23 protein-coding genes, 1 pseudogene and 1 riboswitch are annotated in these 26174 nt (G+C 69.0%); of the genes and pseudogenes, 11 read left to right on the top strand and 13 right to left on the bottom strand.

The annotated features are described in order from the left end of the window. Positions 1-55: 55 nt before the first annotated feature. On the top strand, positions 56-2281 hold the full coding sequence (locus tag BLP88_RS04860) for a penicillin acylase family protein (protein ID WP_074587383.1): 2226 nt from the start codon (positions 56-58) through the stop codon (positions 2279-2281). Further along, positions 2278-2877, top strand: coding sequence for a GNAT family N-acetyltransferase (locus BLP88_RS04855; RefSeq protein ID WP_074587381.1), 600 nt, complete (start codon positions 2278-2280; stop codon positions 2875-2877). The genes BLP88_RS04860 and BLP88_RS04855 overlap by 4 nt, the downstream gene beginning before the upstream one ends. Before the next feature lie 42 nt (positions 2878-2919). On the opposite strand, the gene BLP88_RS04850 is transcribed toward BLP88_RS04855, so the two are convergent. The 3 genes from BLP88_RS04850 to BLP88_RS04840 are packed head-to-tail and all read right to left on the bottom strand — an operon-like array spanning position 2920 to position 5863. After that, positions 2920-3711, bottom strand: a complete 792-nt coding sequence (locus BLP88_RS04850) for an energy-coupling factor transporter transmembrane component T family protein (protein WP_074587379.1) — start codon at positions 3709-3711, stop codon at positions 2920-2922. Continuing rightward, positions 3708-5243: an ABC transporter ATP-binding protein gene (locus tag BLP88_RS04845; protein ID WP_074587378.1), complete on the bottom strand. Its 1536-nt coding sequence runs from the start codon at positions 5241-5243 to the stop codon at positions 3708-3710. The genes BLP88_RS04850 and BLP88_RS04845 overlap by 4 nt, the downstream gene beginning before the upstream one ends. Beyond that, positions 5243-5863: an ECF transporter S component gene (locus BLP88_RS04840; protein WP_074587377.1), complete on the bottom strand. Its 621-nt coding sequence runs from the start codon at positions 5861-5863 to the stop codon at positions 5243-5245. The genes BLP88_RS04845 and BLP88_RS04840 overlap by 1 nt, the downstream gene beginning before the upstream one ends. Positions 5864-5938: 75 nt before the next feature. Continuing rightward, a riboswitch (TPP riboswitch) is annotated at positions 5939-6072 on the bottom strand. Positions 6073-6366: 294 nt separating this feature from the next. Between BLP88_RS04840 and BLP88_RS04835 the strand changes: the two genes are divergently transcribed. Together BLP88_RS04835 and BLP88_RS04830 are read left to right on the top strand one after the other, a co-directional pair. After that, complete coding sequence (locus BLP88_RS04835; RefSeq protein WP_074587376.1) at positions 6367-7083, top strand: NUDIX hydrolase; 717 nt, start codon at positions 6367-6369, stop codon at positions 7081-7083. 101 nt (positions 7084-7184) lie between these two features. After that, entirely contained in the window at positions 7185-7445 is a 261-nt protein-coding gene (locus tag BLP88_RS04830) for a DUF4235 domain-containing protein (RefSeq protein ID WP_074587375.1), read from the top strand. A gap of 51 nt (positions 7446-7496) precedes the next feature. Here BLP88_RS04830 and mnhG read toward each other — a convergent pair. The 6 genes and pseudogenes from mnhG to BLP88_RS04800 form a co-directional block, all read right to left on the bottom strand. Further along, positions 7497-7871, bottom strand: a pseudogene (gene mnhG, locus BLP88_RS04825) (monovalent cation/H(+) antiporter subunit G); the annotation flags it as partial. Next, complete coding sequence (locus BLP88_RS04820) at positions 7861-8139, bottom strand: MrpF/PhaF family protein (RefSeq protein WP_074587374.1); 279 nt, start codon at positions 8137-8139, stop codon at positions 7861-7863. The gene BLP88_RS04820 and the pseudogene mnhG, both read right to left, overlap by 11 nt. Further along, the gene (locus BLP88_RS04815) at positions 8136-8705 is read right to left on the bottom strand and encodes a Na+/H+ antiporter subunit E (protein ID WP_074587373.1); all 570 of its coding nucleotides are present in this window, start codon (positions 8703-8705) and stop codon (positions 8136-8138) included. Before BLP88_RS04815 ends, BLP88_RS04820 begins: the two co-directional genes overlap by 4 nt. Next, entirely contained in the window at positions 8702-10297 is a 1596-nt protein-coding gene (locus BLP88_RS04810) for a Na+/H+ antiporter subunit D (RefSeq protein ID WP_074587372.1), read from the bottom strand. Before BLP88_RS04810 ends, BLP88_RS04815 begins: the two co-directional genes overlap by 4 nt. Next, positions 10294-10815, bottom strand: a complete 522-nt coding sequence (locus BLP88_RS04805; protein ID WP_074587370.1) for a Na(+)/H(+) antiporter subunit C — start codon at positions 10813-10815, stop codon at positions 10294-10296. The genes BLP88_RS04810 and BLP88_RS04805 overlap by 4 nt, the downstream gene beginning before the upstream one ends. After that, positions 10812-13877: a Na+/H+ antiporter subunit A gene (locus BLP88_RS04800; RefSeq protein ID WP_074587369.1), complete on the bottom strand. Its 3066-nt coding sequence runs from the start codon at positions 13875-13877 to the stop codon at positions 10812-10814. The genes BLP88_RS04805 and BLP88_RS04800 overlap by 4 nt, the downstream gene beginning before the upstream one ends. 137 nt (positions 13878-14014) lie before the next feature. On the opposite strand from BLP88_RS04800, the gene BLP88_RS04795 reads away from it, so the two are divergent. The 6 genes from BLP88_RS04795 to BLP88_RS04770 all read left to right on the top strand — a co-directional run bounded on the left by BLP88_RS04795 (position 14015) and on the right by BLP88_RS04770 (position 21019). Beyond that, positions 14015-15418: an MFS transporter gene (locus tag BLP88_RS04795; RefSeq protein ID WP_074587367.1), complete on the top strand. Its 1404-nt coding sequence runs from the start codon at positions 14015-14017 to the stop codon at positions 15416-15418. Between the two features lie 264 nt (positions 15419-15682). Next, positions 15683-16861, top strand: coding sequence for an ROK family transcriptional regulator (locus BLP88_RS04790; protein ID WP_074587365.1), 1179 nt, complete (start codon positions 15683-15685; stop codon positions 16859-16861). A gap of 74 nt (positions 16862-16935) precedes the next feature. Next, complete coding sequence (locus BLP88_RS04785) at positions 16936-18444, top strand: glycoside hydrolase family 3 protein (RefSeq protein ID WP_074587363.1); 1509 nt, start codon at positions 16936-16938, stop codon at positions 18442-18444. Positions 18445-18492: 48 nt separating this feature from the next. Further along, complete coding sequence (locus BLP88_RS04780; RefSeq protein ID WP_074587361.1) at positions 18493-19281, top strand: glucosamine-6-phosphate deaminase; 789 nt, start codon at positions 18493-18495, stop codon at positions 19279-19281. Positions 19282-19346: 65 nt separating this feature from the next. Next, entirely contained in the window at positions 19347-19829 is a 483-nt protein-coding gene (locus tag BLP88_RS04775; protein WP_074587359.1) for a cation:proton antiporter regulatory subunit, read from the top strand. A gap of 5 nt (positions 19830-19834) precedes the next feature. Continuing rightward, positions 19835-21019: a cation:proton antiporter gene (locus BLP88_RS04770; protein ID WP_074587357.1), complete on the top strand. Its 1185-nt coding sequence runs from the start codon at positions 19835-19837 to the stop codon at positions 21017-21019. Between the two features lie 189 nt (positions 21020-21208). On the opposite strand, the gene BLP88_RS04765 is transcribed toward BLP88_RS04770, so the two are convergent. The 4 genes from BLP88_RS04765 to dcd all read right to left on the bottom strand — a co-directional run bounded on the left by BLP88_RS04765 (position 21209) and on the right by dcd (position 24216). After that, positions 21209-22069 carry a hypothetical protein gene (locus BLP88_RS04765; RefSeq protein ID WP_074587356.1) on the bottom strand — a complete coding sequence of 287 codons (861 nt, stop codon included), beginning with the start codon at positions 22067-22069 and terminating at the stop codon, positions 21209-21211. 12 nt (positions 22070-22081) lie between these two features. Further along, positions 22082-22651, bottom strand: coding sequence for an RNA polymerase sigma factor (locus BLP88_RS04760; protein WP_084110814.1), 570 nt, complete (start codon positions 22649-22651; stop codon positions 22082-22084). 90 nt (positions 22652-22741) lie between these two features. Then, the gene (locus tag BLP88_RS04755; RefSeq protein ID WP_217635136.1) at positions 22742-23638 is read right to left on the bottom strand and encodes a homocysteine S-methyltransferase family protein; all 897 of its coding nucleotides are present in this window, start codon (positions 23636-23638) and stop codon (positions 22742-22744) included. Positions 23639-23640: 2 nt separating this feature from the next. Further along, positions 23641-24216 (bottom strand): dCTP deaminase, encoded by a 576-nt coding sequence (gene dcd / locus BLP88_RS04750; RefSeq protein WP_074587353.1) that lies wholly within the window; start codon positions 24214-24216, stop codon positions 23641-23643. Positions 24217-24334: 118 nt separating this feature from the next. Here dcd and BLP88_RS04745 point away from each other — a divergent pair, with 118 nt between their 5' ends. Next, positions 24335-26170 (top strand): CAP domain-containing protein, encoded by a 1836-nt coding sequence (locus tag BLP88_RS04745; protein ID WP_245679769.1) that lies wholly within the window; start codon positions 24335-24337, stop codon positions 26168-26170. Positions 26171-26174: the final 4 nt, after the last annotated feature.

Below are 26174 nucleotides of genomic sequence, written 5' to 3'. Positions count from 1 at the left end.
GTCCGGCACCGCCTATCTTGAGTTTAGGTAAGGCTAAGCTAAGAAATCGGGTTCCATGACTTCTCCACGTCCTGCCGGCGGGCCCGCGGTTTTCCGCGATGCCTGGGGCATTCCGCACCTCTGGGCCGGCTCGGCTGGCGAGCTCGCGTTCCTGCAGGGCCGCAACGCCGCCATCGACCGTTCCTGGCAGATCGAGTTGGAGCGTCGGCGCTCCGAGGGGCGCACCGCCGAAATCCTCGGCCCTGATGGCCTGCACTGGGACCGCTTCGCACGGCAGGCCCAGTTGGATGACACGGCGCGGCGCTGCTTCGACGCGCTCGACGACGGCACCCGACTGTGGTGCCAAAGCTACGTGGACGGCATCAACAGTGCGCTGGACGACGGCCTGCGCGGCGGGCCGGAGTTCGACGCCGCCGCCGCAAGCCCCGAACCCTGGAACCCGTGGACCCCCATGGGCGTCTTCCTGGTCCAGCACATCTTGTTCTCGACCTTCCCGAACAAGCTGTTCCGCGCGCACGTAGCGGCCACGCTCGGCCCCGACGCCGTGGAGTTCTTCAGCATCGAAGCGCCCGTGTGGTCCGGCAGCAACGCCTGGGCCGTGCACGGTTCTCGGACGGTATCCGGCGCTCCCCTCATCGCGGGCGACCCGCACCGGCTCCTCGAACTGCCCGGCGTGTACCAGCAGGTGCGGCTCGCGTGCCCGGAGTTCGACGCCGTCGGCCTCGCCTTCCCGGGGGTGCCCGGCCTGCCGCACTTCGGCCAGAACAGCAAGGCGGCCTGGGCGATCACCAACGCCATGGCGGACTACCAGGACCTGTATGTCGAGGAGCTCCGACGGGACGCAGGCGTCGGCACAGTCGAGGCCCGCGGGCCGCTTGGCTGGGAGCCTGTGGCGGTGCGCCGCGAAACGATCGGGGTCCGCGGCGGTGTTGCCGAGGAGATCGAAGTCCTGGAAACCGCGCGCGGCCCGGTCATCGCGGGGGTGCCGGACACTGAAACCCAGCGTACTCCCGACGACGGCGGCTTCGAGCGGGTGCTCAGCCTGCGCATCCCGGCGCGTGCCGAAGCCCGGCTCGGCTTCGAAGCCCTCCTGCCCCTACTGCGAAGCCGGAGCGTCGACGACGTGGAGACTGCATTGGCAGCCTGGGTGGAACCGGTGAACAGCGTGATCGCCGCGGACTCGGCGGGTTCCGTGCGGCACTTCCTGGCCGGCGTCGTGCCCCGCCGGAACCCGGAGAACCGCAAACTGCCGGTTCCCGCTTGGTCCGCCGGGCACCAATGGGACGGCCGCGTAGACTTGCCCCGCCGCGAGGTCCCCGGCCTCGCCGTCAGCGCGAACGACCGCGCCGCGGCCGGCGGCGCGGCAGGCGACGGGAACGGCGTTGGCATGGAGTTCGCCCCGCCGCACCGGGCCCGCAGGATCACCGAACTGTTGGAGGTCGGGCGGGCGCTCGGCGTTGGCGACATGCTGGCAATCCACACGGACACCCTGCTGGGTTCGCTGCCGCCGTTCCGTGCGCTGCTGGACTCGCTGAACCCCGACGACGTCGGGCCGGGTTCCGCTGCGTTGTCCGCCGAAGCTGCCCGCTTGCGGGAGCGGCTCCTCGCCTGGGACGGCCGCATGGACGCGCGCAGCCGGGACGCCGGCCTCTTCGCCGCCTGGCGCGGCGCGTTCGTCCGCCGACTTGCCACGCATCCGGTCCTGGCACCGCTGGCTGCACCGCACGGCTACTCGCCGCTGTTCGGGCCGTGGCTGTCCGTCGTCTCCCGGGCGGGTTTCGCCGTCGAGACCCTGCTGGCGCGGGGCAGTGAACTCGGGATCGACTTGAAAACCGAGGCCGCCGCCGCGCTCGAGGACGCGTCGCGGCTTCCGGAGACTGACTGGGGAACGAAACACACCCTGCTGCCGATCCACGCACTGCCAGGGAACCTGGAGACGGAGCTGTCCGGCGCGGCCATGTCCGGGGTTGAGCTGTCCGGGATTGAATTGTCCGGGGACACGAACTGCGTGCTGTCCATGGAAAGCCTTCCCGGCGTCGAGGACCGCAGCTTCCGCGGCTCCGTGGCCCGCTACGTCTGGGACCTGGCGGATCGGCGGAACAGCCGCTGGATTGTGCCCTTCGGAGCCTCCGGACGGCCCGGCAGCCGGCATTTCGCCGACCAGCTCCCGCTGTGGGCCGCCGGGGAACTGGCGCAAATCGAGACCGACTGGGACACACTCGTCCCCGAAGAATTCACCACCGGACCCGTAACCACCGAAGCACCGGGAAGGACCTCATGAACACCACCACCGCGGCCACCGGCCCTGACTTCGGCCTCCGCGAAGCCGTCCACAGCGAGGTGCACGCCTGGGGTGCGGTGCGGATCGTCCCGCTGCGCCCCGAGGAGGACATCGAGCTGGTTCATGGCTGGGTCCGCGAGGAGCGTGCGCGTTTCTGGGGGATGCTGGACCACAGCCGCGAACAGGTCCTGGAGATCTACCAGTTCCTGGATTCCCTGGACACCCACCACGCGTTTCTGGCTCTGCTGGACGAACAGCCCGTGGCGTTGTTCCAGACCTATCAGCCGTTGCATGATCCGGTCAGCGAGGCCTACCCCGCCAGGGCCGAGGACGCCGGCATGCACCTGCTCCTCGCCCCGCCCACCCAGCCGGTTCCGCATTTCACGCCGCGGCTGGTGAGCGTCCTGCTGCGCTACATGTTCGCCGATCCCGCGATCGACCGGGTCATCGTGGAGCCCGATGCCCGCAACGACAAAGCCATTCGCAGGCTCCGGACCACCTGCTTCGAACTCGGGCCGAAGATCCAACTGGCCGAGAAAGAGGCGCAGCTGGCCTTCCTCACCCGGGATCGGTTCGAGAACGCGCCGACGGTGTAACGCGCTGGTGGTTTAAGGCACCGGCGCCGTGACGGCAAAAGCTTAGAACACGAAGTTCCAGGCCCCACCGGCAACGGCTGCAAGCACGGCCGCGGCTGCGATCAGCAGCCCGCCCAGCAGTACCCAGACGTCCAGCAGCGAGTACGTCGACTCCCGGGCCCACGTCCGTGCGGAGCCGCCGAAGCCCCGCGCCTCCATGGTCACCGCAAGCCTCGAGGCGCGGCGCACCGCCTGGACCAGCAGGCCGAAGCTCTGTCCCAGCGTGGCGCGCAGCCGCTGCACGGGGCTGCCGTGCGAGCCCACGCCGCGGGCGCGCCGTGCCATGCCGATGGTCTGCCATTCCTCGGCCATGAGGCCCACGAGCCGCATCGCCGCCAGCGTCCCCAGCACAAAGCGGTGCGGCAGTTTTGCCTTCTGCGCCAGGGCGTCGGCCAGGTCGGTGGGATCGGTGCAGCTCATCAGCAGGATCGCCGGCAGGGCGATCGCCAGGCCGCGCAGCATGAACCCCAGCCCCAGCTCGAGCGAGCCTTCGCTGATGGACCAGATGCCGACGTCGAGCAGTGTCCTTCCGCTGTCCGCCGACAGGATCGCCGTGCTCCAGCCGCCCAGCGCCGCCGCGATGATGAGCGGCCAGGCCCGCTGCCAGAGCAGCCGCAGGGTCAGCCCGGCCAGCGGGAACAGGGCGAAGTCGGCCAGCAGGGCGGTGGAGGCTGAGACCCAGTCGATGGACAACGCCAGCACCAGGGTGATCGCGAAGACCGCGGTGAACTTGGCCAGCGGGTTGGCGCGGGTGAGCAGGGCCCGGTTGCCGTGCAGGCTCAGGACTTCCCTCATGCCGCATCCGCCTCCGCATAGGCCCGGGACTCGAGCCGCATCTCGGTGCCGCCGAGGACCGCGCTGAATTCCTGGTCGTGGGTCACCGAGACCACGGCGGTTCCGGCGTCGAGCAGTTCGGAGAGGAAGGACGCGAGCTCGGCCCAGGTGTTGGCGTCCTGGCCGAAGGTCGGCTCATCCAGCACCAGCACCTGCGGGTGTGCCGCGAGCACCGTGGCCACGGACAGCCGGCGCTTCTCGCCGCCGGAGAGCGTGTACGGGTTGGCGTCCACCAGGTGGGTCAGGCGCAGGCGCTCAAGCAGCTCGTCCACGCGTTCCTCGCCGTGCCCCAGGTGCCGCGGCCCGAACATGAGCTCGTCCAGCACCCGGCCGGTGACGAACTGGTGCTCGGGTTCCTGGAACACCGTCCCGATCCGGGAAATCAGCTGCTGCGCCTTCCACGTGTAGGGATCGTTTCCGGCTCCATCCGCGAGCCCGACGCCGGCGCTCACCTTCCCGGACACCGGCGCCAGGAGCCCGGCGAGAGTCAGCGCGAAGGTGGACTTGCCTGCGCCGTTGGGGCCGGTGATGGTCAGGGCCCGCCCGGCGATGACCTCGGCACTAAGGCCTTCCTGTGCCGGGACGGGCAGGATGGTCTTGAAGCCGCGGCGTCGCGGCCGCTCCCGGGAGACGGCGAGGTCCTGCGCGGTCAGGAGGAGTTCGCTGTTGGGGGTTCCGGTCCGCTCGCGGGTGGCCGGCACATACCCGGGAACCCACACCCCGGCTGCGGCCAGCATGTCGCGGGCCTGCTCCAGCACGGCATCCGGCGGGCCATCCAGCAGCACCGCAGGCTCCGAGGAGTTGCCCGGCTGCAGCACCACGATCCGGTCCACCAGGTCCTTCCACACGGACACCCGGTGCTCGACCACCACCAGCGTGGCGCCGGTCTTGTCCAGGCAGCGTTCGACGGCGTCCCGCACCTCCAGCACGCCGGCCGGATCGAGGTTCGCGGTCGGTTCGTCCAGCAGGAGCAGGCCCGGACGCATGGCCAGGATGCCGGCAAGCGCGAGGCGCTGCTTCTGCCCGCCGGACAGGGCCGACGTCGGGTGGTCCAGCGGGAAGCCGGCCAGCCCGACGTCGTCGAGGGCCTCATGCACGCGGGACCAGATACGCTCGCGCGGCACGGCAAGGTTCTCGGCGCCGAAGGCGACATCGTCACCCAGGCGCGACAGAACCACCTGGGTCTCCGGGTCCTGCTGCATCAGCCCCGCCCGGCCACGGCTGTCCCGGGGCACGGCACCGTCGATCAGCAGCGAACCGGTCTCGTCGGCGTCGTCGTCCTCTTCGCCGAGCACCCCCGCCAGGGCGTGCAGCAGCGTGGACTTCCCGGCCCCGGACGGCCCGAGGAGCAGCACGCGCTCACCGGGCCGGATCTCCAGGTCGAGGCCGTGCACGGCCGCGGTGCTGCGGCCCGCATGCCGCCAGCCCCACCCGTGGGCGGAGACGGCGGCAGGGCGGACGGTTTCGGGGCGGACCGTTTCGGGGCCTGGCATCAGGAGAAGACAGGCTCGCTGGCGGCCTTGCGGGAGGCGAACGAGCTCAGGACACCGGTCTTGGCCAGGCCGCGGGTGGCGATCCAGGACAGGGCACCCGCGATCACGGCACCGGAGATGGCGCAGAAGATGATGTAGGCGAGCTTGTCACCGGCGGTGTAGGCAATGTTCCAGCCCCACGGAGCGAAGGAGTCGTTCAGGCCGCAGAACAGCCCCGAGCCGGCGCCGGCCAGCAGCGCGACGGGAAGGTTGAACTTCTTGTAGGCGAAGGCGGCGAACACAAGCTCGGCGCCGAGGCCCTGGAGCACGCCGGAGATGAGCACGGTGGTGCCGTACTGGGAACCCATGATGAGCTCGCCGGTGGCGGCCACGGTTTCGCAGAAAAGGGCAGCGCCGGGCTTGCGGATGATGAGCATGCCGAGCACGGCGGGGATCATCCAGCCGCCGGCGATCAGGCCGGTGAGGGGCGGGTAGGCCGCGTTCATCGGGGCCGAGACGAGCGCGGCGCCCTGGGACCAGGCCCAGAAGATCACGCCGCCGGCGATCGCGATCAGTGCGGCCACCACGATGTCCACCACGCGCCAGGTGTAGCCGGACTTCTTCAGGTTTGCTGTAGTCATTTGTGTCCTCCTGAGGAACAGGAGGGGAAAGTGTTGCCCGGCCCTAACAACCGCCGCTGCGGTCCGTTCACCGGTCACTCTGAGAACTCGACTCCCTTGCGCCGGTACTAACCGGATCAGGTTCGAGGGTCTGCGGTGTTCCGCACTCTCAGCGCCCTTCCTTCGGTCTGCTCCAACAGCCCGACGGCGGCGCTCCCCTGTCGTTATCAATTGCCCTTTTGGGCGTGCTCCAGTTTACACCTCGCTGCCCCGGCGGGCCCCTTCCGTGGCGGGGCGGGCGGTCACATTGGCGCGGGGTGGGTCGGGGCGGGTTGGTACCGAGTCCGACACTACGGTGCCCATACCGGGGACTTCCCGAATCCGATGGGCCCGATGCCATGCACATTCTGCTGGATCACCCCCGTACCCGCCAGACCATGGCCCGCCGTAGCGCGGGTACGGTGGAGTGACTGCGGGTGTGATCCAGCAGAATCGTCGCGCGGAGCACGAGCAAAGGAGCGTTCATGGCGGAAAGCAGCGGGCCCGGAGAGGTCCCCGGCAATGGGCCTGCCAACGTGCCAGACGCCCGGCTGGCTGCCAGCGTCATCCTGCTGCGGGACGGCGCGGACGGCCCGGAGGTCTTCGTCCAGCACCGGGTGTCCTCCATGGATTTCGCCGCCGGAATGGTGGTGTTCCCCGGCGGCCGGGTGGACGCGGTGGACGGCAGCGGCTGGAGTTTCCCGGACGACGTCGCGCGGCAGCATGCCCAGGCATGGCACCGCTGCACCATCGCGGCCGAGGACGCCGGCACCGCAGGCCACAATGCGGGACGGGTCCTCGCGGCGGCACTGCGCGAGGTCGAGGAAGAGGCAGGGCTGGTGCTCGACGCCGGCCAGCTGCGGCCGTGGGCCAACTGGGTCACCCCCGAGGACCAGCCCAAGCGTTTCGACACCTACTTCTACCTCGCGCTGCCCGGGGCCGAGGCTGAGGCCCGGCACCAGACCACCGAGGCCTGGCAGTCCTTGTGGATGCCGGTGCGCGGGATCCTGGAGGCCGAAGCATCCGGCGCACTGAAATTGATGCCGCCCACCCTGGTGCTGCTGGAGGAACTCCTTCGCCTCGGGGACGCCGGAACCGCCCTGGCCGTTGAGCGGGACATCGTTCCGGTCCGTCCGGAGCCCGGCGCCCTGAAAGCCTTCTTCGAGCGCCGCCGCCAAAAACCGCCGTCGACTGCTCCATAGCTGTCGTTTTGGGCGCCCAAAACGACACTTGCTAAGCAGTCGATGGAAGGAACCGGGTTAGGCTGGGGCTGGTCCTGTTTCCTCCCGCAAGGAGCTCCGGAATGAACATCTTTTTCAAACTGCTTGGCGCCGGCGTCGGCATGGGCGCAGGATTCGTGGCCACCAAACTGGTCAACGGCGTCTGGGAAAAGGCCACCGGGAACAAACCGCCCAAGGGCCACGACGACATGGAAACCAGCCTGCGCTCAGCCCTTGCCTTCGCCCTGGTCTCCTCGGCCGTCACCGCGATCATCCAGGTTCTGACCAGCCGCGCCACGCAGCGCGCCATCACCCGCTTCGCCAAGACCCAGGACATCGTCTAGTTCCGGATCCTCAGCCGGACCGGCCGCAGAAGCCGGGCCGGTTCCCGATCCTTCCTGTTCCGCGGCCGAGCGCCGCACCACGGCCTCAAGCTCATCCACGCTGAGCAGTTCCGGGTGCAGGTGCTTGGTGCGGTAGCCGGCGCGGCCCACCATGTGGGCGGACACGGGCACGGTGAGCAGCTGGAAGATCCAGGCCACCACCAGTACCGGCCACACCCACCACTGCCGCATCTGCAGGCCGATCGCCGCGAGCAGCAGGAACAGGCCCAGCACCTGGGGTTTGGTGGCGGCGTGCATGCGGCTCATCAGGTCCGGGAAGCGCAGCAGTCCGATGGTCGCGGTGAGCGACATCAGCGCCCCGAGCACCAGGAACACGGCCGTCACGGCATCGATCACGGCGTCTACGCCGCCAGCCTCAGGAGTCATTGGCCTGCCCCCTCCGGTCGGACACGAAGCGGGCCACCGTCACCGATCCGATGAAGCCGATCAGCGTCAGCGCCACCAGCAGAAACAGGTTGTTCAGGTGCCGGTTGACGGCCATGTCGATGGCGAGCGCGGCGCCCACGATCCCCAGCAGCACGTCCGAGGCCAGCACCCGGTCCAGCAGGGACGGCCCGACGGCGATCCGCACGATCGCCCCCGCGGCGGCCAGGGTGAGGACCACCGCCGTGATGATCAGCACTGCGTCCTTCATGGCGTTGCTCCTTTCCTGCTTGCAGTTGCCGTTTCGGCTTCCAGGGCTTCCAGTTCGGCCTTGGTGCCCATGATCCGGATCAGCCCGGCCTCGGTGTCCTGGACTTCCTTGCGAAGCCTGGCGGCGTCGGCCTCGTCCCGGATGTCCAGGCCGTGGATGTAGAGCGTGGATGTTGAGCGGTCCACCTCCACCACAAGCGAGCCCGGGATCAGGGACAGCACGTGCCCGGTGGCGGTCACCATGAGGTCCGAATGGCTCCTCAGCGGGACCTCGACGACGGCGTTGACCACCTTGGGTCCTTTGACCACCGCAAGGTAGATGACCTGGAAGCTCGCTGCCACCACTTTGGCGAGGAACACCAGGGCGAAGGGGACGGCGCGCAGCACGTTGAACCGGCCGCTCAGCTCCACCGGCGGCAGGTAGAAGATCCTGGCCACCACCAGCGCGATCAGGGCGCCGAACAGGAGGTTGCCGGGGCTGAAGTCCCGCCACAGGGCACCCCACACGATGACGAGCCAGATCAGCAGGGGCAGTTCGGTGCGCAGGGAAATCGGTTTGCGGCTCATTTCGCGCCTCCCTGCAGGCTCGGGCCAGTGCCGCCACCCGGCGCCGCGATCCCCGGAACCGTGGCGTCCGCCCCCAGCACGGAGTGGATGTAGGCGGTGCGGTCCAGCATCTGCTCCGCCGAGTTCCCGGCGAGCTGGAACAGCGGCCCGGCGAACACCGTGAGCGCCACGCCGAACACCACCAGGGCCGCCGTCGAGCCCACCATCGTCCGGGGAAGCAGCCCCACAGCGGCGGTGTCCTTCAGCACGGGATCCGGGTACTCGGCGTCGTCCGGTTTGCGCCAGAAGGCGCGGTTCCAGACGCGGGCGATCGCCAGCAGGGTGAGCAGGCTGGTCAGCACGCCGCCCGCCACGAGGGTGATGGCCAGCGGCGTGCCCAGTTCCATGCCGGCCTGCAGCAGCCCCACCTTGCCGAGGAAGCCGGAGAACGGCGGGATGCCGGCCAGGTTCATCGCCGGCACGAAGAAGAGCAGCGCGAGCATCGGGGACAGCTTGGCCAGGCCGCCCAGACGGTCCATGGAGGAACTGCCGCCGCGCCGTTCGATCAGGCCCGTGACCAGGAATAGGCTGGTCTGCACGGTGATGTGGTGGGCCACGTAGAACACGGCGGCGGCCAGCCCGGTCACGGACGACATGGCCAGGCCGAACACCATGTAGCCGATGTGGCTGACCAGTGTGAAGGACAGCAGACGTTTGATGTCGCTCTGGGCCAGGGCACCCAGGATCCCCACCACCATGGTCAGCAGCGCCACCACCATCAGCGGAGTGTTGAGGGTGTCGCCCGGGAACAGCAGCGTCTCGGTGCGGACCATGGCGTAGACGCCCACCTTCGTGAGCAGGCCGGCGAACACGGCCGTGACCGGCGCCGGCGCCGTCGGGTAGGAGTCCGGCAGCCAGAAGGACAGCGGGAACACGGCGGCCTTGATGCCGAAGGCCACCAGCAGCATCACGTGCAGCAGGTTCCGGGTGGCGGGGTCCAGTTCGGCCAGCTTCACGGCGAGGTCGGCCATGGTGATGGTCCCGGTGGCCCCGTAGATCATGGCGATCGCGATCAGGAACAGCACGGAGGACACCACGGACACCACCACGTAGGTGACGCCGGCCCGGATGCGCGGACCCGTGCCGCCGAGGGTCATCAACACGTAGCTTGCGGTCAGCAGAATCTCGAAGCCCACGTAGAGATTGAAGAGGTCCCCGGTCAGGAAGGCGTTGGACACCCCGGCCACCAGGATCAGGTACGTGGGGTGGAAGATCGAGACGGGCGCTTCCTGGTCGCCGTCGGCCATGCCCTGCCCGGTGGCGTAAACGAGCACGGCGAGGCTGACCACGGAGGACACCACCAGCATCAGCGAGGAGAACTGGTCCACCACCATCACCACGCCGAACGGCGGCAGCCAGCCGCCCAGCGTCACGGAGGAGGTGCCCGTGGTCCAGACGGCGGCCAGGAGCCAGCATTCCAGCAGCAGGGTCAGGGCCAGCAGGCCGATGCTGACCGTCCGCTGGGCCACCGGATTGCGGTTGAGCGCGAAGGTGAGGGCGGCACCGAGGATGGGAAGGACGACGGCGAGCGGCGCCAGGCTTGCTGCGTTCATCGCGGTCCTCCTCCTTCGTCGTCGTTCAGTGGTGTGCTTCCCGGTAGTCCGGGATGGTCAGCCGCCGCCGGATGGTCGGGCGTGTGGCCGGCGGCGACCGCCGCGAGCGGGAACTCCGAGGTTTCCTGGGGCACTTCGGCGTCGTCCTCGGCGTCGAAGCTCGGGGTCTTGGCCACGCGGCGGTCCTCGGCGTCGTCCTGGATGTCGTCCTGCCGGGCGAGCGCCCAGGTGCGGTAGATGATGCCGAGCATGAACGCGGTGACGGCGAAGGAGATCACGATCGACGTCAGGATCAGGGCCTGCGGCAGGGGGTCGTTGTAATCCCCGGCGTCGGTGCCCTTGCTGAAGAACGGCGCCAGGCCCGCGTAGCCGCCCGTGGCCAGGATCAGCAGGTTGGTGGCGTTGGCCAGCAGGACCAGCCCGAGCAGCACCCGGGTGAGGCTGCGTTCCAGGATCAGGTAGATCCCGCAGGCGTACAGCACGCCCATGACCAGCAAAAGGGTCAGATTGACGCTCATGCGTTGTCCCTTTCGCTTCCGGTGGCCAGGACGGTTTCTTCCTGCGGGGCTTCTTCTTGTGGTGCCCCTGCTTGTTCGGCTTCTCCTGGGGCGGCACCGGCCGGGCCGGACGCTTCGTCGAAGTATTCGTCGATCTCGGCGCCCAGGCTGCGCAGCACGTCCAGCGCCAGGCCGACCACCACGAGGTACACGCCGATGTCGAAGAGCGTGGAGGTGACGAACTTGATGTCCCCGAAGACCGGCAGCCAGAACTCGATGATGGCGCTTTGGAACACCTGGCCGCCGAGGAACAGCGGGACCAGGCCGGTGAGCGCCGCCAGGGCCAGGCCGGAGCCGAGCAGCATGCCGGCGCTGATCGGGGCGGCCTCGCGCAGTTCGAAGCGGCCCCCGGCAAGGTAGCGGACGGTCAGGGCGAGCCCGGCCATGAGTCCGCCCGCGAAGCCGCCGCCGGGGAGGTTGTGCCCGGCGAGCAGCAGGTACACGGAGAAGATGATCATCGAGTGGAAGATCAGCCGGGTGACCACTTCGAAGATGATGGATCGCCGCTCGGGTGCCAGGGTGCGGCCGGCCACCAGCCAGGGGTCCCCGGCCTTGCCGGCGAAGCGGCGTGCCACGTGCAGGGAGGCGTGCTCCTTGGAGTCGTTCCCGACGGCGGTGCGGCGCCCCACGGTGCCTTCCGGCATGACGGCGGCGCGGTTGATCCGTTCGCCGCGGCTGCGGATGAAGATCAGGCTGGCCACGCCGGTGGCGGCCACGGCCAGCACCGAGATCTCGCCGAAGGTGTCCCAGGCGCGGATGTCCACGAGGGTCACGTTGACCACGTTGAGCCCGCCGCCGCCTTCGTAGGCCAGCTGCGGGAAAGCCAGGGACACCGGTTCCGCCACCCGGGCTCCCATGGCGTAGATCGCCACGAAGATCATGGTCACCCCGAATGCGGCGCCGATGATGATGCGGACCACGCGGAGCCTGCCGCCCGTGCGGTCCCGCAGTTCGGCGGGCAGGCTGCGCATGGCCAGGACGAAGGCCACCAGGATGATGGTTTCCACGAGCATCTGGGTCAGGGCGAGGTCGGGGGCGCCCTGCAGCGCGAACATCAGGGCGATGCCGTACCCGGTCACCGAGACCATCAGGACCGCAAGGAAGCGCTTGTTGGCGCGCACCGCGGCCAGGGCCCCCGCGATGATGCCCGCGGCCGCGACCAGTTGCAGCGGCGAATTCGGGTCCACAATGTAGAGCCCGCCGGGCAGCGGCTTGTTGGAAACCAGCAGCACGCTCAGCGGCACCGCGAAGGCGACGGTGAGGATCACGGCCAGGTAGAAGTACAGTGAACCGCGCTGGGTGCGTCCCGTGACCCACACGGCCACGTCGTCCAGGGCTCCGATGGTGCGCTGGTAGGCGCGGTCGCCGTCCACCCAGTCCGGCACCCGGCTTTGGGCCCGGGAGACAGCGTTGCGCCAGTAGAACATGGCGAGGCCGGCCGCGAAGGTGACGGCGGTCAGGCCCAGCGCCGGCGTGAGGCCGTGCCACAGCGCAAGGTGCCCCGCACCGGCGTCGGGGGCACCGGCGTCGTGCCCTGGCTCGGCGAAGAGCGCAGCGTACGGCTGGATCCAGGCGTCGGCCGGGACCGGCCACAGGCCGTACGCCACGCTGAGCACGCTCAGGATGGCGGGCGCGGCCAGGAAGGACAGCCGGATCGCCTTGAACGGGGTCCGCTCCAGGCCCGGCTTGCTGGCGAAGGCACCCCACATGAAACGGGCGCTGTAGGCAAAGGTCAGCACGGACCCGAGCACCAGGCCGATGAGCAGCACCAGGCCCCAGCCCCCGGAGGCGGGATCGTCGCTGTAATGCACGAACGCCTCGAACACGGATTCCTTCGCCACGAATCCGGCCAGCGGGGGCACTCCCGCCATGGAGGCGGCGGCCAGGCCGGCGGTGACGGCGAGCGCCCGCGAGGATTTGTAGACGCCGGAGAGCTTGCGGATGTCGCGGGTGCCGGACTGGTGGTCGATGATGCCCACCACCAGGAACAACGCGGCCTTGAACAGGCCATGCGCGAGCAGCAGGGCGAGGCCGGCCAGGGCGGCGTCGGGACGGCCGAGGCCCACCACCATGGTGAGGAAGCCGAGCTGGCTGACCGTGCCGTAGGCCAGGATGAGCTTGATGTCGGTCTGCCGCAGCGCACGGTATCCGCCCAGCAGCATGGTGCCCAGGCCGAGGCCCAGCACCAGGGGCAGCCAGGCCGGGCTCTCGCTGAAGCCCGGCGCCATGCGGGCCACGATGTAGATGCCGGCCTTCACCATGGCGGCGGCGTGCAGGTAGGCGCTGACCGGCGTCGGGGCCGCCATGGCGCCGGGGAGCCAGAAATGGAAGGGCAGCAGCGCGGACTTCGTGACGGCGCCGGCCAGGATCAGGACGACGGCGGCGTTCACGGCGCCCTGGGCGGGCCCGGCAAAGAGTTCTTCCGTGCCTGCGAGGATCGCGGACATGCGGTAGGTCTCCGCGGACTGGCCGAGGATGATGAGGCCGATCAGCATGGCCAGGCCGCCGGCGGTGGTGACGACCAGGGCCTGCAGGGCGGAGCGCCGCGCGGAGAGGCGGGTGCGGGCGTAGCCGATCAGCAGGTAGGACAGGACAGTGGTGAGTTCCCAGAAGATGAACATCATCAGCAGGTCGTCCGCGGTGACCAGGCCGAACATGGCGCCGGCGAAGGCCAGAAGCTGGGCACCGAAGCCGCCGAGGTTGTCGTCCTTGTCCTTGAAGTACCGGGCGCAGTAGACCAGCACGAGGGTGCCGACGCCGAGGACCAGCAGGGACATCACCCAGGACAGCACGTCCATGCGGAAGGCGAATTCGAGCTTGAGCTCGGGAATCCACGGGAGGCTTTCCTCGATGAAGCCGCCGGTGCTTCCTTCCCCGTACACGGCGCCGTACTGCGCGATCAGCCACACAAGCGAAGCCGCGGGAACCGCCGCCAGCACATAGAAGGCACTCCGCCCGATTTTCCGGAAGATCCAGGGCGCCACAGCAGCCGCTGCAAAGGTCACGGCAAGGACTGTGATCACTGTTATCTCCGCTAAATCAGGATGAAAGTTGTCAAAGAGTTGGAGCCGGCGGTCATACTTTGGGTTCGGTCCCCACAGTTTATCAATCGGGTGTGACAACCACGTTTCCGTAGCGGCCTGCCGATAGCATTCACACCATGGACACCACAGCGGTTCCCGACACTCCCCATCCCGCTTCGGAGCTGGCGGCCGGCACCACCGCCTCCACCAAGGGCCGGATCCTCGCCTGGGCCTCCTGGGACTGGGGTTCGGCGGCGTTCAACGCCGTCATGACCACCTTCGTCTTCACCGTCTATCTCACGTCCAATGCCTTCGGCGGCGAGGATGCGGCGTCGGCGGCCCTGGGCGCAGCGCTGGCGATCGCGGGCGCGGCGATCGCGCTGCTCGCCCCGGTCACGGGCCAGCGTTCCGACGCCGGCGGGCGGCGCAAGCTGTGGCTGGGGGTCAACACGGCGCTGGTCGCGCTGCTGACCGGACTGTGCTTCTTCGTCTTCCCCCGGCCGGAGTTCCTGCTGCTGGGCGTCACCCTGATTGCGCTCGGCAACGTGTTCTTCGAGTTCGCCGGGGTCAACTACAACGCGATGCTCGCGCAGATCTCGACGCCGGCCAACATCGGCAAGGTGAGCGGCTTCGGCTGGGGCATGGGGTACCTCGGCGGAATCGTGGCCCTGCTGGCCGTACTGCAGCTGTTCGTACAGCCATCCTTCGACTGGTTCGGAGCACAGACCACCGACGGGCTGAACATCCGCCTGGTGGCCGTGTTCTCGGCCCTGTGGTTCTTCATCTTCGCGCTGCCCGTCCTGTTCGCCGTGCCCGAACTGCCCGTCCGGCAGGCACAGGCGCGGCTCGGCTTCCTGGCGTCCTACCGGCTGTTGTTCCGCAGGATCGGCGCCATCTACAAGACCAGCCCGCACACCATCTATTTCCTCCTCGCCAGCGCCATCTTCCGCGACGGGCTGGCCGCCGTCTTCACCTTCGGCGGAGTCATCGCGGCCGGCACGTTCGGCTTCGAACTCAGGGAAGTCATCTTCTTCGCGATCTTCGGCAACATCGTGGCAGCCGTGGGCGCCATCATCGGCGGGCTCCTCGATGACCGGATCGGACCCAAGGCCGTCATTGTCATAGCGCTGATCGGGCTGCTCGTTGCCGGCACCGCGATCCTCGCCCTCGGCAACGGCAGCTATTCCTTCTTCGGCGCTGCCTGGAGCGGCGGCAGCACCTTCTGGACGTTCGGCCTGCTGCTGTGCCTGTTCGTGGGCCCGGCCCAGGCCTCGTCCCGCGCCTACCTGGCCCGGCTGGCACCCGACGGCGAATCCGGCGAACTCTTCGGCCTCTACGCCACCACCGGCCGGGCGGTCAGCTTCCTCGCACCCACCCTGTTCACGCTCTGCATCACCATCGCCACCCCTCTCGTGGCGGCCGGGGAAGCGCAGCGCTGGGGAATCCTCGGGATCATGGTGGTGCTGCTGGCCGGGCTCCTCGTGATCCTCCCGGTGAAGGCGCCCGCGGACACGGCCATCGCCGTCGTACCTGAGCGGTAGCTGAGGCGGGGCTTTGGGGGCGGCAGGTGCGTGCCTGGTCGGTAGGAGCAACCCCGGCAGCGACTCCGGCCCTGAAGACTTTCGCCCGCCGAAATGAGGGATACCCGCTCAAATTTGGGCGGGCGTCCCACATTTGAAGGGGTAAAACCGCAGGTACATCCCGACGGCGGGCCGTACCCGCCGAGCACGCGCCCAGCGCCGACACAATCGCAACTCCTCACCGACCCCTTGACCTTTGATTGTTAGTAGAGTTAACTAACTCTCATGACGAGCGTACGAGACCGGGGTCACAGCAAACGGACCGGCGCCGCAACCCTCCCCTCGGACGGCCGCGCGAACAACCTTTCGCTGGTCCGCCGCACCCTCCACGCCGACGGCGCCATGAGCCGCGCCGACCTCTCCCGCACCTTGGGCCTCACCCGCGTCACCGTCTCGGACTTGGTCTCGGACCTCATGGACCGCGGCCATGTGGTCGAGCTCGGCCAGTCCGGCGAAGTCCGCCCCGGCAAGCCCGCCATCCTCGTGGACATCAACCGCCAGGGCCTGCAGGTGATCGGCGTGGACCTCTCCGGCGAAACCGCCCTCCGCGCCGCCGTCCTGGACCTGGACGGCAACATCCTCGAAAGCATCGAACGGCCGCTCGGCGCCGGAACCGGCACCGCCACCGGGCAAGCCGCCACCGGCCAGGCCGTCGTCGAACAGGTCCTGGAACTCGTTGCCGATACCGCCGCCAAGGCCACCGCACCGCTGCTGGGTATCGGCGTCGGCACCCCGGGCATCGTCAGCGCGGACGGGGTGGTCCTCACCGCACCCAACCTCGGCTGGAATAGCGTTCCCTTGCGCGAACTGTTGGAAGAGCACACCGGCCTGCCCACCCTGGTCTCCAACGACGCCGACGCAGCCGTCCACGCGGACCACACCTTCGGCGGCGGCTGCGACGACGAAATCCTCGTCAAAATCGGCCGCGGCGTCGGCTCCGGCGTGATTGTCGGCGGGCGGCGTGCCCGCGGCGCCCACTCGGCGGCCGGCGAAATCGGCCACGTCACGGTCGGAACGGACCCCGGGGCGCTCTGCGTCTGTGGCCGCACCGGCTGCCTCGAAACCTGGATGTCGGTCCCCAGCCTGGAACGCGCCCTGGCCGACGCTGCGGCGGGCGACAGCCCGGAGGCCGCCACCGCCGTCGTCTACCAGGAAGCGGGCGAACGGCTCGCCATCGCCCTCGCCCCCGTGGTGGGCGTCCTCGATCTGGCGGAAGTGGTCCTCGCCGGGCCCCGCCACCTGCTGGGAGGTCCGCTGCTCGACGCCGTGCAGCAGACCCTGCTTGCCCGGCTGCTGCACCAGGATCCGGCGCCGGTCACCGTCCGGCTGGCCGCGGACCCGCAGGACATCGTCCTCCGCGGGGCCGCCGTCATGGTCCTGTGGAACCAACTGGGAGTGGCGTGAACCCCGCCCCCGCACCCACGGGCTCCGGCCCGCACCAAACTGCCCCGCACACAGTCGTCCGAAGGAGCCAAGCCATGGGCACCTCGAAATCCGCCACCCTCGCCGCACCGGAACATAGCACCGAACACATCCGCCGGCTCGCCGCCGGCACCCTCATGCCCGGATTCTCCGGGATCGCCGTGCCCGTCTGGATCCTGGACGCGTACGACGCCGGACTGGCGGCGGTGTGCCTTTACGGCACCAACGTGGCGTCCCCCGTGCAGCTGCGCGACCTGTGCGCGGGGCTGCGCGCCCACTCCCCCCATACGCTGATCGCCGTCGACGAGGAAGGCGGGGACGTCACCCGGCTGCACTACCTCACCGGCTCCCCGCAGCCCGGCAACGCCGTGCTCGGCCGCCTGGACGACGTCACGCTGACCGCCACGAGCGCCGCGACCATCGGCCAGGAACTCGCGAGCCTTGGCATCAACCTGAACCTGGCCCCGGACGCGGACGTGAACTCGGAGGCGGACAACCCCGTGATCGGCGTCCGCAGCTTCGGCGCCGAACCGGACCTCGTCGCCCGGCACACGGCGGCGTGGATCCGCGGCCTGGAGGACTCCGGCGTGGCCTCCTGCGCCAAGCACTTCCCGGGCCACGGCAGCACCACCTCCGATTCCCACCACGAGCTTCCCCGCGTCTCCGCCGACGCCGCCACACTGGAAGCCCGCGAGCTGGTGCCATTCCGGGCCCTCGTGGAGGCCAAGGGCGCCACTGTAATGACCAGCCACATCCTGGTGGACGCCCTGGACCCGGAGAACCCGGCCACCTTCTCCTCCCGGATCCTGCAGGGGCTGCTGCGCGAGGAACTCGGCTTCGACGGCGTCATCCTCACCGACGCGCTCGACATGGCCGGCGCCTCCGCGGACACCGGTGTGCCGGAGGCCGCCGTGCGGGCGCTGCAGGCAGGCGCCGACCTGCTGTGCGTTGGCTCGGACACCGGCCCGGAGCTCTACGAACAGACGCTCGCGGCGATCACCGAAGCCGTGGCCGAAGGACGGCTCAGCCTCGAACGGCTGGCCGACGCCGCCGCACGCGTGGCCGGACTGTCCGCACGCTTCCCGGCCGCGGGCGCCGCCGAAATCCACCAGGCCACGCCCCGCGGGATCTCCAGCAAGCCCGGCCGCCCCGCCCTGGATTCCGCGGAGGCCGACGCGACACTCGACGCCGGCCGCATCCGCGAGGCCTTCGAAGTCTCCGCCGCCGCCGAAAACTGGCTGGCCCGCGAAGAACCCGTGGCGATAGTGCAGGTGGACACCGGCGCGAACTTCGCCGTCGGGCAGGTGCCGTGGGGTCCCGCGGCGGCCACGGACGCCGTCGTCGGCGAAGGCGAGGTTCCGGACGGCGCGAAGGTCGCCGTCGTCGGGCGCGGGCTCGACGGCGACCACCCGCTCTGGACGGTCTTCTCCCGCCTGCGGGCGGAAGGCCACGCCGTGATCGCCGTCGAATGCGGCTGGCCGCGCGGCGGCGCAGACATCGTCACCTACGGCGCATCCCTTGGGGTGTCGCAGGCGCTCTGCGGGCTCCTGCTCGGCAGCCACTAGCTTTCCCCGGACCACAGATCCCCAGAGACCACATCAAGGAACCACTCGATGGAAATCATTGTCGCCCCCACCCCCGAATCCGCGGCGTCCGTTGCCGCCCAGGCCGTCCTCGCCGGGCTGCCTGCCGGCAAGGATCCCGTCCTAGGGCTCGCCACGGGTTCCTCCCCGCTGGGCCTGTACGCCGAGCTCGCCGCAGCCGTTGCGGACGGCCGGGCGGACTTCTCGGCGGCCAAGGGCTTCGCGCTGGACGAGTATGTGGGCTTGCCCGCCACGCACCCCGAGTCCTACCGCCAGGTGCTGGTCCGCGAGGTCTGCGAGGTGATCGGCCTGCCCGTGGACGGGCTCAACGTGCCGGACGGCACCGGGGCCACCCTGGCCGAACTGGAGGCCGGCGCCGCCGCTTATGATGCCGCGATCGCCGCCGCCGGGGGCATCGACGTGCAGATCCTGGGCATCGGCGCCAACGGCCACGTGGGTTTCAACGAACCGGCGTCCTCGCTCTCCTCCCGCACCCGGGTCAAGCGCCTGGCCGCCCGCACACGGCGCGACAACGCCCGCTTCTTCGCCTCCGAGTCCGAGGTCCCCACCCACTGCATCACCCAGGGCCTCGGCACCGTCATGGACGCCCGGCGCCTGGTGCTGATCGCAACCGGCGAGGCCAAGGCCAATGCCGTGGGGGCCGCCGTCGAGGGTCCGCTCTCGGCCTCCTGCCCGGCGTCGATCCTGCAGTGGCACGCCAACGCGATCGTCGTGCTCGACGAGGCGGCCGCCGCCTCCCTGCAGAACCGCGAATACTACGACGACGCTGCCCGCGGACTGCCGCTGAACGCCGTGTAAGGGCGCGCTGCCGGCCGCCGCGCGGTACCGTTCCGCAGCCCCCGCAAGAGGACTAGGGTGGATCCATGAACGTGGATGAGACTGAACTCCCCGGCCTGGGCGTCCGCAAGGACTTCATCACGGCTTCCGGGCGCCGGATCGGCGTGGTGGAACTGCGCGAAGGCGAAACCGAGCTCTTCATTTCGACCTGGGACGATCCCGATACCTGCCAGGCCTCCATCCCGTTGACCGCTGACGAAGCAGCCGCCCTGGGCAATCTCCTGGGCGGCCAGCACATCGCCATGCGCCTAGCCGAAGCCCACAAGGAAATTCCCGGCATCGTCACGCGCCAGTTCTCCATTGCCGCCGACTCCCCCTTCCACGACCAGCCCATGGGCAAGGCCCAGATCCGTACCCGAAGTGGTGTCTCGATCGTGGCGATCATGCGCGAAGGCGAGGTCGTCCCCTCGCCGGCGCCCGACGTCGTGCTCCACACGGGTGATTTGCTGGTTGCTGTCGGCACGCAGGAAGGCCTGGACTCTGCGGCTGCCATTTTGCGCAACGGCTGACGGCCATGGACCCTTTGGCCCTGGCCCTGATCGAACTTGGCGCAGTCGTCTTCGCCCTCGGCCTGCTGGCACGTCTTGCCGAACGCATCGGAATGTCCCCCATTCCCCTGTATCTCCTGGGCGGGCTGGGCTTCGGCGCGGGCGGGATCGTCAAACTGGACGGCATGCACGAGTTCGCGCACCTGTCCGGCGAGATCGGCGTCATCCTGCTGCTGCTTATGCTCGGATTGGAATACACCGCCGCAGAACTCGTGACCGGGCTGCGGCGTTCCTGGCAGGCCGGCGTGATGGACCTCGTGCTGAACTTCGCGCCCGGTGCCGGGGTGGCGCTGCTGCTGGGCTGGGGCCTGGTGGGGGCCATCGTGATGGGCGGCGTCACGTACATTTCCTCCTCGGGGATCGCCGCGAAGGTCATCACGGACCTCGGCCGGATCGGTAACCGTGAAACGCCCGTGGTGCTGGCCATCCTGGTGTTCGAAGACCTCACCATGGCCGTCTACCTGCCGATCCTGACCGCCATCCTGGCCGGCGTCGGATTCCTGGGCGGGCTGCAGACCGTAGGCATCGCCCTTGCCGTCGTGACGGTCGTCCTGCTTGTGGCACTCAAGCACGGGCACCGTGTGTCCCAGGCCGTGCACAGCGAGAATTCCGAGGTCTTCCTGCTCAACGTGCTGGGGCTGGCCCTTCTGGTTGCCGGCCTGGCCTCGGCGTTGCAGGTCTCCGCCGCCGTCGGCGCGTTCATGCTGGGCATCGCGATCTCCGGCGCCACGGCCCACAACGCCACCCGGATCCTGGAACCGCTGCGGGACCTCTTTGCGGCGATCTTCTTCGTGGCGTTCGGCCTCAACACGGACCCCTCCACCATTCCGCCGGTGCTGCTCTTCGCCCTGCTGCTGGCACTCCTGACGGCGGCCACCAAGATGCTCACCGGCATCTGGGCCGCGAAACAGGCCGGGATCGCAATGCCCGGCCGTTTCCGTGCCGGGGCGGCGTTGATTGCCCGCGGCGAGTTCTCGATCGTCATCGCCGGGCTCGCGGTCACCTCGGGCGCCGTGCCGCGCGAACTGGCGGCCCTGGCCACGGCCTATGTGCTGCTGATGGCGGTCATCGGCCCGCTGGCTGCCCGGTTCGTGGAACCGGTGGTGAAGGTCATCCGGAAGCCGCGCCCAGCCTTGGCGGGAGCGCGCTGATTCGGGCTAGGCTCCGTATGCCCGCCGGTGCACGCCGATTTCGCCCGTGCACGCCGAAATCGCCCGTGCACGCCGAAATCGCCGCTGTACGCCGAAATCGCCGGAATGCTGCGGGGTCGCCGGAACGCTCCAGCGACCCCGCAGCATTCCCGCGACCCGGGCGTCGCGAGGGCTTAGCGAAGGATGCAGCTAAGGCAGCCTGACAACCTTGCCGAGGTTCTCCCATTTCTTGGTTTCGTTGTTCAGGGCCATGGTCCCGGCCCCGGTCCCCCTGACTTCCCTGAGCCCGAACTGAAGCCCATCAATGAGGTACTCGCGGTGTTTTCCGTCCTTGGAAGACTGCGGCTGAAGGAGCACGATGTACTCCTTGCCGGCTTCGATATCGATGTCGTCCATGAGCTTGTCCTGGACATACTTGCTGTGGGCCGGGATTTTGCCGCCATTGAGATGGAGCCTTTTATCCCGCTGGGCCTGATTCAAGCTTTTCCAGTAGTCATCGAAAGTCACGATTCCACCGAGCCGCGAATAGTTGATTTGAGTGCCCGGCGTGATGCCGCCCTTATAAACCTCGAGCACGGTCATCTTCCCCACCGTCTGCGGGAAAACGTACTGCTCGGAGATCGGGCTGAAAGTCCGCCCGCCGTCGATCGAGTCGATATGGACGCGAGCCACGACGGGCAGCTTGTCGTAGCCGTAGTACGGGTTCCGGGCATCCCACAGAATGTCGTCATTCACCCCGCCCGGAAGGCGCTCGATGTCGTGTTCCGGGATGCTCGCGTACGCGTCGTACAGCGGCGCCGTTCCTCGGGATCCGGGCTGCCGGCCCGGCTCCTGGGCAACAGGCTCAGGAAGCACTGCCGCTGGCGGCGCACCCAAAGCAAGAACACCCGCCGTCGCGCCGCCGAGAAGCACGGCTGCGGCAGCGATCCCCGCTGCGATCCGACGCCGACGCCGGACTGCGGCACGGTGCCCGAGCACACCCAGGAGGTGCGACCTGTTCCTGGCAAGGTCTGCGGCGGTCGGCACCGCGGGGTCCGGAAGGGTGTTCATGTCCCTGTCCTTTCAATTTCCGCCGAACAGGCGGCGGATACCGGCGCGCAGCCTGGAGAGGCGGTTGCGGAGTGCGGACGGAGTTATGCCGAGCTGCTGTGCCGCGGCGCTGTAGCTGAGGTCTTCGTGGATGCACAGCCGGTAGATCTGGCGGTCCAGTTCGCTGAGCCCCGCCACGTGCTTCTCGATGGCATCGAGCAGTTGGCGCTGCAGGGCCTCGTCCTCAACGTTTCCGCCGGCCTGCTCGGGCACCGTCGCCTCATGATGGTGCCGGCTCTCTTTTCGCAGGACCGCCTTGCAGTGCATCCGGCAGGTTCCCATGAGCCAAGGCAGCAACGAATCCCCGAGGTCGATGCGATCCGCTTTGTCCCAGAGCGTGAGGAACGTTGCCTGGAGGACATCGTCAACAAAGTGGGCAGGGACCAGGGAATGGGCCAGCCAGGCTACGGGCCGGCTTTGCCTGTCGTAGATTTCGCCAAGCGCCCCTTGGTTCCGGACGATGACCCGTTCCAGCAATGCTGCATCGGAAACAACACCGCGCAGAGACAAAGAGGCATCTGGACCCGTCCGCTGGATATCCATGGCGCCCCCGTCTGTGTGGTTACACCTGTATATGTTCCGCGGACGGCATTTCGTCTCAACCCGGGAAGGGAAATTAGCCGAGCTCCCTGCTCAGCCCAGTTCCCTGCTCAGCGCCGCGATGTGCTCCGGGCCGATGCCGCAGCAGCCGCCGATGATATCCGCGCCCTGCTCCCGCCAGGCCGCGGCCCACTGCAGGTAACCGGCGGGGTCCAGGTCTTCGCGCAGTTCGTCCAGGCCGTCGTTGGCGGTGGCATCCTCGGGCTGCGGCGGGAAGGCGTTGGCGTAGACCCCCAGCGTCAAGGCAGCGCCCAACCTTTCAACAACCGAACGGGCTGCTGCAAGCGCGGCACCCATCACTTCGGGGCGGCTGCAGTTGAACAGCAGCGCTTCCGCGCCCATCCCGACGGCGGCCTCCGCGGCGTCCGCCACCGTCTCGCCGGAGCGCAGCACGGCGGGGCCATCCACGGAATCGTCACGCAGGGTGAGGGAGAGCCAGAAGGGCTTGCCGTCGTCGGGCAGGCCGGCGCGGATGGCACGCGCTTCGGCGATGGAACTCTGGGTCTCGGCCAGCCACAGATCCACATGCGGGGCGAGCCCGGAAACCAGCGGAGCCAGCACCTCAGCCGCGCGGCCGGCGTCGAACAGGTCCGGGCGGTAGGAGCCGAACAGCGGCGGCAGCGAACCGGCCACGCGCACGCCGGACGCAGCAGAGGCCGCGGCACGGGCCAGGCGGCCGGCCCGGGAAGCCAGGCCGCGGGCGTCCGCGGCGAAGCGTTCCTCGCCGATGTGGAACGGTACCAGGGCGTAGCTGTTGCTGGTGATGACGCGGGCGCCGCCGGCGATGAAGTCCTCATGGACGGCCTGCACCTGCTCGGGGGCTTCCATGAGCGCGAGCGCGGACCATTCGGGCTGCCGGAACGGCGCCCCGCGGCGTGCGAGTTCGCGGCCCATGCCGCCGTCGAGCACGGTCAAAGGGATGGCGGACAAGTTCAGATGTCCGTCCGGTGGAAGTTCAGGAAGCTGCGGCTGGCAGTCGGCCCGCGCTGGCCCTGGTACCGGTTGCCATATTCGCCCGAACCGTAGGGGTGCTCGGCCGCGGAGCTGAGGCGGAAGAAGCACAGCTGGCCGATCTTCATGCCGGGCCAGAGCTTAATGGGCAGGGTGGCGACGTTGGACAGCTCAAGCGTCACGTGGCCGGAGAAGCCCGGGTCGATGAAACCCGCGGTGGAGTGGGTGAGCAGGCCCAGGCGGCCCAGGGAGGACTTGCCTTCGAGACGGGCCGCGATGTCGTCCGGCAGGCTCACGGTTTCGAAGGTGGAGCCGAGCACGAATTCGCCCGGGTGCAGGATGAACGGTTCCTCGCCGTCGACCTCCACCAGCCGGGTCAGTTCGGGCTGCTCCTCGGCGGGGTCGATGTGGGCGTACTTGTGGTTGTCGAACAGCCGGAAGAAACGGTCGATCCGCACGTCCACGGATGAGGGCTGGACCATGGCGGGGTCGTACGGTTCCAGGACGATGCGTTGGGAATCGATTTCGGCACGAATGTCACGGTCAGAGATCAGCACAGCATCAAAAATACAGTAGGTTCCGGGCAGGCATGGCGTCCGCGGAAGTCTGCGACTATAGTCCGAGGACCATAATCCGCCGCTGCCTGCTGGGTGGCACGACGCGAGCTGGTGAATTGTGAATCGAACTGCGGCAGCTGGGGCCGCCCTTCTGGCATGCCTGATCGCCACCACCGTGCTGGCAGGCTCGTCTCCGGCGGGGTTCCTGCAGGGCCCGACGACGGCGGCCACCGCGACCGCGTCCCCGGAACCTTCCGAAGTGGCGGACTCCGCCGCAACGCCTTCGGGTTCCCCCTCACCTTCGGCCTCAGCCGTGGCTCCTGCAGCTTCTGCCTCGCCATCCGCGTCAGCCGCCCCCTCGGCAACGACGGCCACCGCCACGCCCGGCCCGACCACCACCCAGGCCCCCACGCCCACCCCTGAAAGACCTGCCCCTGCAGCAACCACCCCCGCCGGGGTGCCGCCGGAAGTCCCGAGCATCCCGCCGCTCTGGGGACCGGACCCGCTCCCCGCCGCCAAGACGACCGCGCCCAAGGCGGCCGCCCCCAGGGACACCGCCAAGGACACCGCCGTCAGGACGGCATCCGCTAGGACGGCATCCGCAAGGACAGCCTCCGGCGAGGGACCGACGGAAGCCTTCACGGCAGTTCGTGCCGCGGAGGTCACCCAGCTCGCGCCGCAGGCCCTGGTGAAGGACGACAACTCCGCCGCGGTGCTGGCCGTCTTCAATGCGATCAACAGCTACCGGGCATCCCTCAAGCTGGCCCCGGTGAAGTACCACGCCACGGTGGCGTCGCTGGCGCAGGACTGGTCGGACAACATCGCCACCCGTGAGGTGATCGAGCACCGGGCCAACTTCTGGACCGACCCGCGCGCCCTCAATCCGGACCGCGGCGCGGGCGAGGTGATCGCCGTACGCTGGGACCGCGACGCCGCGAAACTGGTCGACTGGTGGAAGAGCTCACCCGCGCACGACGCCATGCTGCGGGACCCGCGCTTCAACGTGATCGGCGTCGGGATCACCTTCACGGACGGGAACTGGCAGACCACCCCGAACCGCTACACCATGTGGGGCGTGGTAAACCTCTTCGGTTACAGCACGCTGCCCGCCGGCACTGTGAACAGCCCGGGCGGCGCCGTGACACCGCCGCAGCCGCCGGCAACTGACGTGTGCACGCCGCTGGTCAAGCACCAGCCGCCCACCTGGGACCTCACGAACGCCGCGATCCGCGGCCCGGGCGACCTGGTGTCGGTGGACCCCTACGGCAACCTGCGGGACTACCCCGCGCTCGGCAACGGTACTTTCGGACCGGTGCGCGCCGTGGGCAAGGGCTTCACCGGCGCCAAGGAACTCTTCGTGACGGACTGGGACCGGGATGGCGTGTTCGATGTGCTCTCCCAGCAGCTTGACGGCCGGCTCCTGCTCTACCCGGGCCTGGTGGCCGGTGGCTTCGCGGCCCCGGTGCAGCTGGGCGGCAGCGGCTGGCAGACGATGACCGTGGCGGTGGGCACCTGGTGCGGCAACAACCGGATGCCGCAAATCCTGGCCACCAACTCCAAGGGCCAGCTCTACCTCTACCCGAACCGCGGACTGGCAGCCGTGGGCATCGCCAGCAGCCTGGGCGTGACCGTTCCGGGACAGCGGCTGGCCATGGTCGACTATGACGCCGACGGCCTACAGGATCTGCTCGCGGTGGAAAGCACCGGCAACCTGCGCCTCTACCGCGGCAGCGGCATGCCCGCGCCGAAGACCGAAACCCGGCCCGTGGTCGGCACCGGCTGGACCGACTACAGCGGGCTGCGTTCCCTGCGGAATGTCACCGGCCTGAACACCACGGGCATCGCGGGGCTGACCGCGGACGGCACGATCGAATACTGGGACCTCAGCAGCGGAAAGTTCGCCGGGGTCACCACGGTCGCCAGCGGCTGGGGCGGCTTCACGCTGGCGCAGTAAATCA

It is taken from the genome of Arthrobacter cupressi (assembly GCF_900099975.1).
Lineage (GTDB): Bacteria > Actinomycetota > Actinomycetes > Actinomycetales > Micrococcaceae > Arthrobacter > Arthrobacter cupressi.
The sequence above is the reverse complement of the archived record's forward strand: the minus strand, read 5'-3'. Positions and strand labels throughout refer to the sequence as shown.

Excerpts from the sequence above, each read along its gene's own strand:
- BLP88_RS04765 (WP_074587356.1), bottom strand. The coding sequence starts at position 22,069 with ATGAACACCCTTCCGGACCCCGCGGTGCCGACCGCCGCAGACCTTGCC.
- BLP88_RS04775 (WP_074587359.1), top strand. The coding sequence starts at position 19,347 with ATGAACGTGGATGAGACTGAACTCCCCGGCCTGGGCGTCCGCAAGGAC.
- BLP88_RS04820 (WP_074587374.1), bottom strand. The coding sequence starts at position 8,139 with ATGAAGGACGCAGTGCTGATCATCACGGCGGTGGTCCTCACCCTGGCC.
- BLP88_RS04810 (WP_074587372.1), bottom strand. The coding sequence starts at position 10,297 with ATGAACGCAGCAAGCCTGGCGCCGCTCGCCGTCGTCCTTCCCATCCTC.
- BLP88_RS04760 (WP_084110814.1), bottom strand. The coding sequence starts at position 22,651 with ATGGATATCCAGCGGACGGGTCCAGATGCCTCTTTGTCTCTGCGCGGT.
- BLP88_RS04805 (WP_074587370.1), bottom strand. The coding sequence starts at position 10,815 with ATGAGCGTCAATCTGACCCTTTTGCTGGTCATGGGCGTGCTGTACGCC.
- BLP88_RS04860 (WP_074587383.1), top strand. The coding sequence starts at position 56 with ATGACTTCTCCACGTCCTGCCGGCGGGCCCGCGGTTTTCCGCGATGCC.
- BLP88_RS04770 (WP_074587357.1), top strand. The coding sequence starts at position 19,835 with ATGGACCCTTTGGCCCTGGCCCTGATCGAACTTGGCGCAGTCGTCTTC.
- BLP88_RS04795 (WP_074587367.1), top strand. The coding sequence starts at position 14,015 with ATGGACACCACAGCGGTTCCCGACACTCCCCATCCCGCTTCGGAGCTG.
- BLP88_RS04790 (WP_074587365.1), top strand. The coding sequence starts at position 15,683 with ATGACGAGCGTACGAGACCGGGGTCACAGCAAACGGACCGGCGCCGCA.
- BLP88_RS04815 (WP_074587373.1), bottom strand. The coding sequence starts at position 8,705 with ATGAGCCGCAAACCGATTTCCCTGCGCACCGAACTGCCCCTGCTGATC.
- BLP88_RS04835 (WP_074587376.1), top strand. The coding sequence starts at position 6,367 with ATGGCGGAAAGCAGCGGGCCCGGAGAGGTCCCCGGCAATGGGCCTGCC.
- BLP88_RS04850 (WP_074587379.1), bottom strand. The coding sequence starts at position 3,711 with ATGAGGGAAGTCCTGAGCCTGCACGGCAACCGGGCCCTGCTCACCCGC.
- BLP88_RS04840 (WP_074587377.1), bottom strand. The coding sequence starts at position 5,863 with ATGACTACAGCAAACCTGAAGAAGTCCGGCTACACCTGGCGCGTGGTG.
- BLP88_RS04785 (WP_074587363.1), top strand. The coding sequence starts at position 16,936 with ATGGGCACCTCGAAATCCGCCACCCTCGCCGCACCGGAACATAGCACC.
- BLP88_RS04780 (WP_074587361.1), top strand. The coding sequence starts at position 18,493 with ATGGAAATCATTGTCGCCCCCACCCCCGAATCCGCGGCGTCCGTTGCC.
- BLP88_RS04830 (WP_074587375.1), top strand. The coding sequence starts at position 7,185 with ATGAACATCTTTTTCAAACTGCTTGGCGCCGGCGTCGGCATGGGCGCA.
- BLP88_RS04855 (WP_074587381.1), top strand. The coding sequence starts at position 2,278 with ATGAACACCACCACCGCGGCCACCGGCCCTGACTTCGGCCTCCGCGAA.
- BLP88_RS04845 (WP_074587378.1), bottom strand. The coding sequence starts at position 5,243 with ATGCCAGGCCCCGAAACGGTCCGCCCCGAAACCGTCCGCCCTGCCGCC.